Source organism: Pseudomonas sp. NCIMB 10586 (genome assembly GCF_023127895.1).
GTDB lineage: Bacteria > Pseudomonadota > Gammaproteobacteria > Pseudomonadales > Pseudomonadaceae > Aquipseudomonas > Aquipseudomonas synxantha_A.
Map to the genome: position 1 here is coordinate 1 of NZ_SPKQ01000004.1, position 12,453 is coordinate 12,453.

The following is a 12,453-nucleotide window of genomic DNA, read 5'->3' on the forward strand; positions in this document are numbered from 1 at the left end:
ACCTTGGCCCGCGTCTGAGCTTTGCAGTACTCGATCTTGCGTTTGGCCTTGTACAGCAGACTGCGTTTATTCAACTTGGAATAGGTGCTGCGGCGAGCCGCGATTTGCCAGATCACTTTACGATTTTCATGCTCTTTACGTTGCTCGACACCGGTGTATCCAGCATCCGCATACACCGCGTTTTCTTCGCCATGCAGCAGCTCGGCGACCTGCGTGACATCGGCCACGGTGCCATGGACGTGATGAACCAATCCGATTCTGCATCGGCGCCAATATGGTTCGATCAGCTTTAAAAAAGCGCTCCAGGGCACGACCTGATCCATCTCGGCGAGGAAGCGTTCACGACGTGTCTGCTTGCGCTTGCCTGCGTATTCAAAGTCGGAAAAGCTCATCTGGCTCATGGGTAGCTTGGATCAGGGGACGGGCATATTTCAGCACATCTACGGACGTGTTCGGAGAATTTTTAGGTACTTACTAAGTATCAAATTGGTGCTGAATAATAGCTCGGAAATTTCCGATACGTATGGATTGAAAAGTATGTCAGGCATTGTATGAGTCAGCATGAAGTCGATAGGGAGCGTTGGCGTAAGTATCCGCTAATGGCACTGAATGAAATAGCAGAGTGGTCAGCGAGCACTCGCGTGTTCACCACGTCAAATACCCAAAAAAAAGCTCGGAGAAGGTGGGATTATCCTCTGGGAAATTTCCTACATAAGGGGTTACGGTTTTAACGTGTAATTACCTCGCAAGCCTAATTGTGCTTGTTGTCATTACCTCGGTGTCTTCGAATTTCCAGTCTTGGGGATAAGGCTGTGGATGTATTTCGACTCACGTTTGTTGGGCTGATGGCAGGTCTTTGCTGAAAAATCATTTAAGGAAAAATAAATTGAAAATTAAAAACGCTTCGGTATTTGGTGCTTTGATAATTGCTGCAAGTTCTGTGTTTGTAGCGTCCACTGCAAGCGCGGCAGACGGCCTTATTAGCTTCGAAGGTGAAATCACCGATCAAACATGCAGAATCAATGGTGGTACTGGCCAGAACTTCACTGTCACTTTGCCAAAGGTTTCCAGCTCTGCTCTGGTAAACCCAGGTACTTGGGCTGGACGCACGGCGTTCAATATTCAACTGACAGATTGCAACCCACTAGTCGGCCCAGTGGCTGTCTATTTTGAGCCCGGTGCTGAAACCGATATCGCTACTGGTCGGTTGAATGTGGACCGTGGCACTGGTTTGGCGACCAATGTTCAGGTGGCTTTGTTGAACTCGGATACTACCGATATCCGTGTGGGTTCTGCTCAGCACAACTCGAAGTCGTCGAACCTGGTCGCCGGTGCGGCGACGTTGAGCTACTACGCCCAATACTATTCATTGGGTAACGCCACTGCGGGTAATGTTAGATCCCGCGTGAACTACACAATCGTTTATCAGTAATGCAATTAAGGTGCGATAGCTGCCGGCTATCGTGCCTTTCTTTTGTTTTTATTTAACCCCTTTTATTTTTGAGCGTTGTCGATGAACAAATACTTCTCTGCATGTGCCTGGAGCCTTTCATTACTCTTGTGTTTGGACGGCCCGGCTAAGGCTGATGTCGTCATTACGGGCACGCGTGTTGTTTATCCAGCGAACGCGCGCGATGTGTCTATTAAAATGACGAATGGAGGAACCAAACCGGCACTTGTCCAGGCCTGGGTTGACCGTGGTGACCCGAGCCAGTTACCGGAAGATAGCGATGCGCCATTTGTGCTGACGCCCCCGGTTTCACGGGTGGACGCAAACAGAGGGCAGACGCTGCGTTTGATGTTTACAGGTGCCGAGTTACCGCAGGACAAAGAGTCGTTGTTTTGGCTGAACGTTCTGGAAGTGCCGCCAGCGACAACGGTAGATGCGGCTGAAAATGAGCTTCAGTTGGCATTTCGATCGCGGATTAAGATTTTTTATCGTCCAGCAAACTTACCCGGCCTGTCGATTGAGGCTGCGGAGCAATTGCACTGGCGTGTCGTGCCGGCGGCTGGCGGTTGGGCTTTGGAATGCAGCAATCCTACGCCTTATTACATTTCTCTTGTCAGTGTCGGTATGACCGTGGCTGGCCGCACACATAATTCCAAAGAAGGCGGAATGGTCAGTCCTGGAGGTAAAGCGAGCTTTCCTCTTACGGACCTGAGCGGTAAACCAGGCGCAGATGTCCAAGTGGACTTTACGGCCATCAATGATTACGGCGGGGTTGAGGCCCATAAGAAAAAACTTGAGCAATAAACCAGCTGGTGGCTCGTAAGTGAAGGATTCACGATGTTATGAATATGATAAAGGTTGTGGGTCAGACATATAGTTGTTTGCGGTTAGTGAGTGGTGTTTTAAGGTCAGCCAGTTTTCGGTTGTCAAAGGTGACGGTAGTGACCTGCACCCTATGTTCATGGGGAGGGAGCGCCATGGCTGAGCTGTCGAGTGAGCCAGTGTCGGATGTAAACTTCAATAGTAAGTTTTTTTTCGGCAAGGAACCCGTGGATGTCTCTCGCTTTGCCAACGGTAACCCTGTAACGGCAGGAACCTACAGTGTTGATATGTATGTAAATGGTCTCTGGATCGGACGCGAAAGTGTGCTGTTTAAAACATTATCGAGTAAGAGAAATGCTGAGCCCTGTTTCAGCGCTGAGCAGCTTGATCGCATGACGATAGACACAAGCAAGTTGCAGTTTGGCGATCGTGCCAGTGGCGAATGTCAGGTTATTGATCAGTGGGTGCCCAGCGCATTAGCCGACTTCGACTCGTCCGAATTGCGCCTGGATTTGAGCGTGCCGCAAGTTGCGATGCGGCGTTCCGCGCGGGGTTATGTCGACCCCAAGTATTGGGATCGAGGGATTACCGCTGGGATTTTAGGTTACGACTTCAATACCTATGAGATGCGCAGTGACGACTTGGACACGACCTCATCCTATCTGGGACTCAATGCGGGTTTAAATATCGGAGATTGGCAATTGCGTCATGTCTCGTCAGTGACGTGGCAGACAGGTCTAAGTCGTCAATGGCAAAGAGTCGCAACGTATGCACAGCGTAATATCGCCCCGTGGACCAGTAGGTTAACGGTGGGAGAAGCTAACACCAGTGGCGAACTGTTTGACAGCGTGGGGTTTCGTGGCATTCAACTGGCCACTGATGATCGTATGCTACCAGACTCACTGCGCGGTTATGCCCCAGTGGTGCGAGGTGTAGCCAGCACTAACGCATTGGTGGAGATCCGCCAGAACGGTAATTTGATTTATCACGCGCCAGTGGCCCCCGGGCCATTCGAGTTCAATGACCTTTATTCGACAGGTTATGGTGGCGACCTGAATGTCTCGATCATTGAGGCCGACGGGCGTGTGCACGGCTTTAGTGTGCCTTATGCGTCAGTCGCGCAATCACTGCGTGCGGGACACTCTCGTTATAGTGTCACGCTTGGTCATGTTCATGAGCGTTTTTTAGACGATGAGCCTTACTTGTTCCAGGCTACGTTACAGCGAGGGCTCACTAATCTGTTTACTGGCTACACAGGTGTGGTTGCCAGCGATGGCTATGGTGCCGCGCAACTGGGCGGGGCATTCAATACCGGTTTTGGCGCATTTTCGCTGGACCTGACCCATGCAAGTACAGATATACCGGGTGAAAGTACCGAGAGTGGGCAAAGCTTAAAGCTCGGTTACAGTAAGTTGCTCAGTGAATCCGGCACCAATTTATCGGTAGCGGCGTATCGTTATTCAACGTCCGGTTATCTGAGTTTGCGTGACGCCTTGAGCCAACGTGAGTTCGCTAAAAATCGTCGACTCGACTTCGATGACATTGTACCTGCACGCGATTCACTCGACGGCCCTCTTGATCTGCGTCTTACTCAGCAAGCGCGGGATTTTGCCCAAAACCAAGCCTTGCGTCGTCAACGCAACAGTTTTCAGTTGACCATTACGCAGCCCTTGGGCGATTCATTTGGGTCGGTGTCTGCCACAGGTTTCAAGCGTAATTATTGGGCCGGTGGTGGCGACGACACGCAGTATCAAATTGCCTACAACAACCACTGGGGCAGTATGGGTTATTCGTTGTCCGTCATGCGGACACGGGATGTGGTCGGCCGCTCGAACAAGGAATATTACTTGAGTATTTCCTTGCCACTGGGTTCTGGGCGACATTCGCCTTCGTTCAGAAGCATGGTCACGCGTAATGACGAAGGCTATACCAACACTCAAGTGGGATTGAGCGGGACCGCAGGCCGCGATAGCAATTTTGACTATGGGGTGACGGCCGCTCGCGATACGCGTGATGAGATGGGCACCAGCGGTTCGGCTAACGTGCAATATCGTAGTCCGGTCACAACGCTGAAGGGGTCTTACGGGCACAGCAGCAGCTATAAGCAAGCATCCGTTGGGATGAGTGGAGCGCTGGTGGCACACAGTGAAGGGGTCACGTTTTCGCCTCAGATGGGCGAGACAATGGCACTTGTCGAAGCCGATGCTGCCAAGGGGGCGCGGGTCGTCAACTCTTCAGGTGTCCGAGTGGATGGGCAGGGGTACGCCGCGATTCCATACCTGACGCCTTATAGCTCGAACATTGTTGAACTGGACCCACAAGGCTTGCCGAGCAGTGTTGAGCTGCAAAGCAGCAGCCAACAGGTCGCACCGTTCGCAGGGGCGGTGGTAAAGGTCAAGTTCGCGACTGTCAAAGGCCGAGCTGTATTGATCCATGCACTTGGCCCTCAAGGGGACACATTGCCATTCGCGGCCGATGTCCTCGATGCCCAGGGGCAAAGTGTCGGCATGGTGAGCCAGGCCAGCCGCCTTTACGTACGAGGTATTCCCGATAGTGGGGCGCTGACCGTGAGGTGGGGTGAAAAGCCTGAGCAGCGTTGCTTAGTGAATTATCAATTGCCGCCCGTGACGCAAGAGCAAAAGACCAGTGCGCAACTACAAACGGTAAACGCGCAATGTGTGGCTATTCAGGGCGCTGTCAATTAACGAGTTAATACTCAGGCCGTGACCGCTGTTACCGCGTGATGGCATGTTATTGAACTGACGAGTGTCTACGAATCAAGAGCAGGGACCGCTGAAAAGAGTTGCAATGGCAAATTTTATTTGCCTGTAACACGTATGCGACAGATGTCGTTATTTTGAAAAACTGGAGGAGTAATTCCATGCAAGAGCTAAATGTCCAAGAAGTTGAAGCCGTTTCGGGTGCCGGTATTTTTGGTGCTCTTCAGGGGCTGATCTACGGCATGGAGTCGGGGACTATTGAAGGCGCACAAATTGGCCGCGGTGAAATCGGCTCTGCTGTCGCTTCGGTTACCGTTGGTATTGGCGCCGGTGTAAAAGGTTTTTTTGACGGCCTGTTTGGTGGTTGGTGGTAATACCCGGAAGGTTTCAGGGTTATTGGGTTGATATGAATTTTAACGGAGTGAATGTAATGCAAGATCTTAACTGCAAAGAAATCGACGCCGTTTCGGGAGCCGGGCTTGTTGACGCGTTGACCGGTTTTGGTAATGGCCTTTATGAGGGAACTAAAACCGGCGCTCAAATTGGTACGGGTAGTCTGGGGCTTGGGTCTGCCGTGGCTTCGGTCACTGTGGGTGTGACCTCTGCTCTGAGAGGTCTGTGGGACGGCCTTTGGAAACCTTGGTTCTAATGCCTAGGTGCGCAGGCGCTCAGGCGCCTGCGCATTTGAAACGGTGGAACACAAAAGGTTGTTCTCTCATTTTTTTACGCAGCAGATGACCATTGAAATGAACAAAAAAAACAGTTCGGGAAAAAAAACGGAGGGCGGCAGACCCAAAGATGAATTCAGGTCTGTTTTTTTGAGGCTGGCTCTATTTGTCATGTGTTCGGCAGGTTTGATACCGAAAGCCTTTAGTGCCTGTGCAACGACGCCTGTTATCCCTGCTGCGCAAACATTTTCGTTGGACGGCGGTATTCCTGTCTCGCCCAATGCCAGTGTTGGGTCTGTGGTTTATACGAAAACAGTGGTGTTTGCGTCGAATACGTCGACGCCTTATCTTACATGTTCCGACAATGAGGCGAGATCAAGGTATTGGTTTTTCAATAACGCTGCTTACGGCACCTATACCCCTGAAATACTAATGACTGCCGTCCCGGGATTGGGCTTGCGGATAAAAGGGCCGGACGGGCGTTATATTAGAGAGCCTCGCGAGAGCCAATCGTTGCCATCAGGTCCGCTGTCGCTGACTTATGCCGGTGAAAACACGCTGACCATTGAACTTGTGAAGATGAGTCCGACGTTAGGTGCCTTTAGTTTAAGAGCCATATTGGTTTCAAACATTGGCTACTATGTTGTAGCAGGGGGGCGCGAGCACCAAATCTGGAATGTTTACTGGAGTGGTGAGCTGCAGTCCTCAGCCGCGACCTGTAGTACCAGTGATATCAATGTGAGTTTGGGAAGGCATGCCTCTTCAATATTCACCAATGTGGGCGACAAATCCCCCGCAGTTCCCTTTGTTGTTAATGTCAAGTGTATAAACCGTACCCCTAATGTAGGCATACGACTTGATCCCGTGTTCACAGCATTGAATGCCGATAACGGCATTATTTCTCTTGATCCCAGTTCGGGTGCAAAAGGGCTCGGCATGCAGATCATGACGCAAACCGGCACGCCCGTGAATTTGAACCTGCCGATTAAAAACAGCGTCGCACCGGCGAATGACTTTGCCTTTGCACTTCAAGCCGCTTTTATCAAAACAGCCTCCATCGTGAGTGCTGGCATCGGTAAATCCTCCGTCATGGTCACTATCACTTACCAGTGATTTGTGGCTAACCGTTGCGTAAACGATTGAAGAAAAAATGACTCTCGAAAAGCCGTTATTCCGCCCCAAAGCGGTCGAGGCGCAAAAACTGCAGTGGCTGGGTGAGATCGTGATGATCCGCCCGACTTCCTTCACTGTGCTCACCTGGATGGCCGTGGCCATCGCGCTGGTGGTGATCGGCTTCCTTTTTCTGGGCAGTTACACCAAGCGCAGCACAGTGCCCGGCCAACTGGTTCCGGCCAGCGGGCAGGTGAAAGTGTATGTCCCTCAACCTGGCATCGTGCTTGAAAAGTTCGTGCATGAAGGCCAGATGGTTCAACGTGGTCAGCGGCTGCTGAGCCTCAGCAGTGAACGCTACGGAAGTGATGCCGGGCCTGTGCAGGCGGGTATCAGCCAGCAATTGCGTCAGCGCAGAGACTCGCTGGGCGATCAACTGGGCAAGCTGCGTGACTTGCAGGCTGGCGAGCGTGACAGCCTGACCAGCAAAGTTGCCAGCCTGCAGCGTGAGCTGGCGACGCTGGTAGAGCAGGCAGACAGCCAGCGTCGTTTAGTCGCGTTGGCCAGTGATGCTGCCGGGCGTTACCAAGGCTTGATGGACAAAGGCTACATCTCCATGGACCAACTCCAACAACGCCAAGGCGATCTTTTAGGTCAGCGCCAGAGTCTGCAAGGGTTGGAGCGCGAGCGTACGTCATTGCAACAACGGTTGTCTGAAAGTCGAACCGAGTTGGCCGGCTTGCAGAACCGCCAGGCCAATCAGCTTGCTGAGGTGCAACGCCAGCATTCGATGGTGGAGCAAGAACTGGCGGAAAGTGAAGCCAAACGTAATCTGTTGGTGACTGCACCGGAGGCCGGAGTTGCCACCGCGGTGCTGGCTGAAGTAGGGCAAACCGTTGATAGCTCACGCCCACTGTTGAGCATCGTACCGGCTGATACGCCGTTGCAGGCGGAGCTTTACGCACCGAGTAAATCCATCGGTTTCATTAAACCGGGGGACTCGGTGCTGATTCGTTATCAGGCCTATCCCTATCAGAAATTTGGTCAGTACCGCGGTCGCGTCCAGTCCATCTCCCGTACCAGTATTGCCTCCACGGAACTGGCGAGCATGGCGGGGAGCGTGCCTGGCCTGGCTCGGGATGGCGAGCAGTTCTACCGCTTGCGCATTCAGCTGGACGTGCAGACAGCACTGGCCTACGGCGAACCGCGGCCATTGCAGAGCGGCATGCTGCTGGAAGCCGATGTCCTCCAAGACACTCGGTTTTTATACGAGTGGGTGCTTGAACCGTTGTACAGCTTGACCGGCAAACTCTAGGAATACACTTCATGGCTTTTCTTGACACACTCGCGTTGCGCTTTGGGCGCCGCTTGCCGTTGGTATTGCAAACCGAAGCCACCGAATGTGGCCTGGCCTGTTTGGCGATGGTCGCAGGGTTTCATGGCTATCACAGCGATCTGATTGACCTGCGTCGGCGCTTCAATGTTTCGCTCAAGGGTATGTCATTGCGTCAGTTGATCCAGGCGGCTCATCAACTGCAATTGGGTACGCGTGCATTGAAGCTGGAGCTGGATAATCTGAGCGAGCTGAAACTGCCGTGTGTCCTGCACTGGAATTTCAGCCATTTTGTGGTGTTGCAGGCTGTCGATGCGCGGGGTGTGACACTGCACGACCCGGCCATGGGCATACGCCGGTTGAGCCTGGATGAAGTCTCAAAGTGCTTTACCGGTGTCGCCCTCGAGTTGTGGCCCGACAGCGGCTTCGAGAAGCAGGAAAACCCGCCGCGAATCCATCTATGGCGGATGATGGGCAAGGTTTCCGGGCTATATCGCTCGCTGGCTCAGGTGCTGCTGCTGGCGGTGGTGCTGGAGGTGTTTTCGCTGATCAGCCCGTTCTTCCTGCAATGGACGTTGGACCATGTCATTGTCAGTGACGATCGTGACTTGCTGAGTACCCTGGCTCTGGGCTTCGGTCTGTTGTTGCTGATGCAGCAAGCCGTCAGCGGGGTGCGTGCCTGGGTCATGATCCATATGGGGACGTTACTCAGTGTGCAATGGCAGGCGAACGTGTTCACGCACCTGCTGCGCCTGCCTACCCAGTATTTTGAGAAGCGTCATCTGGGTGATGTGGTCTCGCGCTTTGGTGCGGTGAACAACATCCAGCAAACGCTGACGACCGCCTTTCTCTCGGCGGTGCTGGACGGTTTGATGGCCATCGCCACCCTGGGGATGATGCTGCTTTACAGCCCGCGCCTTGCGGCGATCGCCATTGTGGTCATGAGTTTATACGCGCTGGGTCGCTGGATCTGGTATCGGCCGTTGCGCAATGCTACGGAAGAAGAAATTGTCCACGCTGCACGTCAACAGAGCCACTTTCTTGAGACCGCACGCGGCATCCGCTCGTTGAAGCTGTTCCAGCGTCAGGATGAACGGCGTTCGGTGTGGCTTGGCTTGCTGGTGTCGCAAATAAACGCCGGGCTGCGTACGCAAAAGTTGCAGCTTTTTTACCAGCAACTCAATGGTTTGCTATTCGGCGTCGAGAATCTGCTGGTGATCTGGCTTGGCGCAACCATGGTGATGGATGGCGAGTTCTCCGTCGGTGTGTTGATCGCCTTTACGGCCTACAAGACGCAATTCGATACCCGTGTGGCCAACCTGATCGACAAGTTTTTCGAATTGCGCATGCTGCAACTGCAGGGCGAGCGCCTGGCCGATATTGTGCTCCACCCGCCGGAAGACAGCCTGAGCAATATCGATGCGCAAAGCCTTCGTGATCGTGAGGCAAGTATTGAGGTCGCAGGGCTGCGCTATCGCTATTCGGATCAGGACCCATGGGTACTCGACGGCCTGGATTTGCGGGTGAACGCCGGAGAATCGGTCGCTATCATCGGCCCTTCGGGATGCGGCAAGAGCACGCTGTTTAACGTTCTGTTGGGCATTCTCCCGCCGCAGGAGGGGCATATCCGCGTCGCGGGCCTGGACCTGTCGCAGTTAGGCCTGGAGGGCTTGCGCGAACTGGTGGGCACGGTCCTGCAGGATGACGTGTTGTTTGCCGGTTCACTGGCGGAAAATATCAGTTTTTTTGACTCGCATATGGACCTGTCCTGGGTGCAGGAGTGTGCACAGATGGCAGCCATACACGATGACATCATCAGTATGCCCATGGGCTATAGCACCTTGGTCGGTGACATGGGCACGGTGCTTTCCGGCGGGCAGAAACAACGGGTGATGCTGGCACGAGCATTTTATAAAAGGCCGCGTATTCTGCTGCTCGATGAGGCTACCAGCCACCTTGACGTACAGTGTGAGCAGCGGGTTAACGCCGCTATTCAAACGCTGCGCATCACTCGCATTATGATTGCCCACCGTCCGGAAACCATCGCTTCGGCGGACCGGGTAATCGTCATGGGGCAGGGGAGGGTAGTTCAGGACGCAGGGCATGAGCGCCGACATCCAGTCATTGATGCAGCTCCTGGAGCGCCACTCTGATGCGCAGGTTCTCGGGGCTGTTATTGGGGGTCATTGGCGTTCTGCCCTGTGCCAATGCCTATGAGCCGGATGTGTTTGGTACGACACGTGAGATGCCGACTCAGGCGGCCTATGACAACAGTCGGGGTAACCTTGCGTGCAGTTTTGGGACCGTCCTCGGGGAGTTGACGTTGGAGGAGGTGATTGAACGCATCCTTTGTGGTGACCCACAGACCCGTCTTGCCTGGGCGAACGCTAAGGCCCAGGCCGCCCAGGTCGGGGTTAGCCGTTCGGCATACTTACCACGCCTTGATGGGCGGATCGAGAAAAGCCGCGGCTATATGGACAGGGATAATCAGGATTTCCCACAGCAATCGGCTGACGGCTCCCGTCGAGGACACAGCGGGGCTTTGGAACTGAGTTGGGTGCTGTTCGACTTCGGTCGCCGCAGTGCGGCGTTGCGTAATGCACAGGAACTCCTGCTGGCCGCCAATACCAGTCAGGATGCGACGTTGCAGAACACCTTCACCCTGGCTGCTCAAGCCTATTACAGCGCGTTAGCCGCACGACGCAGCTTGGTTGCTGCGCGCCAGGTCGCGGAACTGGCGGCACAAAACCTGGAAGCGGCCGACGCTAAATATAAGGCGGGCGCGGCTGCGCTTTCCGATCGTTTACAGGCACAGACGGCATTTTCCCAGGCGAGTTTGAACCAGGTTCGTAGGGAAGGCGCCTTGCGCAACGCACTGGGGGGTATTTCCGTGCGCATGGGCTTGCCTCCAGACACGCCCTTGCGCTTGGCCAGTGAGCTTGAAGTCAGACCCGATACAGGGTTTGTAAAAGCCATTGACGAGTTGCTGGCTCAGGCCCGACGCGAACATCCCTCGATGCTCGCTGCCCAGGCGCGCTTGCGGGCGGCGCAGGCATCCGTAGATGAAAGTCGTGCAGCCGGACGCCCCAGCGTGGCGCTGACGGCCAACCTGTCGCGTAGCTATAGCGATCAGGTGCAGGATTTTGGCGGGGATACCCGCGTGTTCGACCGCAGCATTGGATTGCAATTGCGTATTCCTCTATTCGAGGGGTTTGGGCGCAACTATCAGACTCGCGCAGCCCTTGCCCGTCAGGAAGCGAGTGAGGCGGAACTGGCCAGTATCGAACAACGGGTATCACTGGAGACTTGGGACAACTATCAGTCGCTGAGTATCGAGACCCAAAGCTTGGCGCGTACCAGTGAACTGGTAGAGCAAGCGCGTCAGAGCCTGGATGTGGTGCAGGGGCGTTATCGGTCGGGGATCGGTAGCATGATCGAGTTACTTAATGCCCTGACTGCCTATGCTAGTGCCGAAGAGCAACATATTCAGGCGCTTGCCGATTGGCAGACGTCACGCCTAAGACTTGCTGCGAGCCTCGGGCGGCTTGGCTTTTGGGCACTGCAGTAACGTATTCGGGATTTGTTGAGCATTACATCAGTGACAAGATGCTGCGGTCGCCGGCAGCACTGTGACTCGGTCGGGTCGTGCACCGCAGCAAGCTGGTAGATCAACACACCCAAGGCGGAGCAGGCGCTGCAGGTGTTTCAACAAACGGGGGACGCGGTGATTCATGTACGCCTGGGTTTCGTATTGCCGAGGATCATGGACTTACCGGCATGCATTCCACCCACCACTTCCAGCGCCAGGCGCTCGGTGTCCTTGCGGCGCAGATTTTCCATGTGGGAATCCCGCTTTGACCAATTTGTCCGGCGCCTCAACGCCTTCCAGATTAGCCTTGGGCTTTGGCCCCCAGCGGCGGTGTGGGGGGCAGCGCCATGGAGAGCACTACTATGGCCGTCATATTGGCATTGACTGCTGGGTCTATCACTCCCTTGGCCAGAGTGGCGCCAAAGAGAACGAAGGCAAACTCACCACCCTGGGCCATCAGCACCGCGCGGTCCAGGGCATCGGCGTGGGTGCTTTTCATCAGCCAGGCCAGGCTGTAAATGCATAGTGCCTTGACCACCATCAGTGCCATCACGCCGGCCAGGATCTGCGGCAAATTGTGCGCAACCACCGTCAGGCCCAGCGACATCCCCACACCCAGGAAGAAGAGGCCGAGCAGCAACCCACGGAAAGGCTCTAGATCTGCCTCGAGTGGGTGGCGGAAGGTCGACTCCGACAGTAAAACCCCTGCTAGGGATGCTCCGATCAACTTGCCGTATGCCGGCGGCCAGTCGCAATTTTCC

At 54.4% G+C, this 12,453-nt stretch carries 10 protein-coding genes and 1 pseudogene; 9 read left to right on the forward strand and 2 right to left on the reverse strand.

The window, feature by feature from the left end; translation table 11 throughout:
* Positions 1-401 (reverse strand): transposase (locus E4P01_RS01290; protein ID WP_248129869.1); only part of this gene is annotated, 401 nt, incomplete at its 3' end.
* Positions 402-886: 485 nt separating this feature from the next.
* On the opposite strand from E4P01_RS01290, the gene E4P01_RS01295 reads away from it, so the two are divergent.
* From E4P01_RS01295 to E4P01_RS01335, 9 genes are all read left to right on the forward strand, one after another.
* On the forward strand, positions 887-1,432 hold the full coding sequence (locus E4P01_RS01295; RefSeq protein ID WP_248129871.1) for a fimbrial protein: 546 nt from the start codon (positions 887-889) through the stop codon (positions 1,430-1,432).
* A gap of 81 nt (positions 1,433-1,513) precedes the next feature.
* Positions 1,514-2,254 carry a fimbria/pilus periplasmic chaperone gene (locus E4P01_RS01300; protein ID WP_078822014.1) on the forward strand — a complete coding sequence of 247 codons (741 nt, stop codon included), beginning with the start codon at positions 1,514-1,516 and terminating at the stop codon, positions 2,252-2,254.
* A 173-nt stretch (positions 2,255-2,427) separates the two neighbouring features.
* Positions 2,428-4,977, forward strand: coding sequence for a fimbria/pilus outer membrane usher protein (locus E4P01_RS01305; RefSeq protein ID WP_216091930.1), 2,550 nt, complete (start codon positions 2,428-2,430; stop codon positions 4,975-4,977).
* 176 nt (positions 4,978-5,153) lie between these two features.
* On the forward strand, positions 5,154-5,366 hold the full coding sequence (locus tag E4P01_RS01310; protein ID WP_078822012.1) for a hypothetical protein: 213 nt from the start codon (positions 5,154-5,156) through the stop codon (positions 5,364-5,366).
* 56 nt (positions 5,367-5,422) lie between these two features.
* Positions 5,423-5,641 carry a hypothetical protein gene (locus E4P01_RS01315; protein ID WP_078822011.1) on the forward strand — a complete coding sequence of 73 codons (219 nt, stop codon included), beginning with the start codon at positions 5,423-5,425 and terminating at the stop codon, positions 5,639-5,641.
* A 97-nt stretch (positions 5,642-5,738) separates the two neighbouring features.
* Positions 5,739-6,773, forward strand: a complete 1,035-nt coding sequence (locus E4P01_RS01320; RefSeq protein WP_216091929.1) for a fimbrial protein — start codon at positions 5,739-5,741, stop codon at positions 6,771-6,773.
* Positions 6,774-6,810: 37 nt separating this feature from the next.
* Positions 6,811-8,085 carry an HlyD family efflux transporter periplasmic adaptor subunit gene (locus E4P01_RS01325; RefSeq protein ID WP_216091928.1) on the forward strand — a complete coding sequence of 425 codons (1,275 nt, stop codon included), beginning with the start codon at positions 6,811-6,813 and terminating at the stop codon, positions 8,083-8,085.
* An 11-nt stretch (positions 8,086-8,096) separates the two neighbouring features.
* A complete protein-coding gene (locus tag E4P01_RS01330; RefSeq protein WP_078822008.1) occupies positions 8,097-10,256 on the forward strand; it encodes a peptidase domain-containing ABC transporter in 2,160 nt (719 codons plus the stop codon).
* On the forward strand, positions 10,256-11,671 hold the full coding sequence (locus E4P01_RS01335) for a TolC family protein (protein WP_216091927.1): 1,416 nt from the start codon (positions 10,256-10,258) through the stop codon (positions 11,669-11,671). The genes E4P01_RS01330 and E4P01_RS01335 overlap by 1 nt, the downstream gene beginning before the upstream one ends.
* A 355-nt stretch (positions 11,672-12,026) precedes the next feature.
* On the opposite strand, the pseudogene E4P01_RS01340 reads toward E4P01_RS01335, so the two are convergent.
* Positions 12,027-12,453: pseudogene (locus E4P01_RS01340) on the reverse strand (cation:proton antiporter); the annotation flags it as partial.

What these genes read in the sequence shown, in the direction of transcription:
- E4P01_RS01300 (WP_078822014.1), top strand. Translation starts at nt 1,514, where the DNA reads ATGAACAAATACTTCTCTGCATGTGCCTGGAGCCTTTCATTACTCTTG.
- E4P01_RS01305 (WP_216091930.1), top strand. Translation starts at nt 2,428, where the DNA reads ATGGCTGAGCTGTCGAGTGAGCCAGTGTCGGATGTAAACTTCAATAGT.
- E4P01_RS01310 (WP_078822012.1), top strand. Translation starts at nt 5,154, where the DNA reads ATGCAAGAGCTAAATGTCCAAGAAGTTGAAGCCGTTTCGGGTGCCGGT.
- E4P01_RS01315 (WP_078822011.1), top strand. Translation starts at nt 5,423, where the DNA reads ATGCAAGATCTTAACTGCAAAGAAATCGACGCCGTTTCGGGAGCCGGG.
- E4P01_RS01320 (WP_216091929.1), top strand. Translation starts at nt 5,739, where the DNA reads ATGAACAAAAAAAACAGTTCGGGAAAAAAAACGGAGGGCGGCAGACCC.
- E4P01_RS01325 (WP_216091928.1), top strand. Translation starts at nt 6,811, where the DNA reads ATGACTCTCGAAAAGCCGTTATTCCGCCCCAAAGCGGTCGAGGCGCAA.
- E4P01_RS01330 (WP_078822008.1), top strand. Translation starts at nt 8,097, where the DNA reads ATGGCTTTTCTTGACACACTCGCGTTGCGCTTTGGGCGCCGCTTGCCG.
- E4P01_RS01335 (WP_216091927.1), top strand. Translation starts at nt 10,256, where the DNA reads ATGCGCAGGTTCTCGGGGCTGTTATTGGGGGTCATTGGCGTTCTGCCC.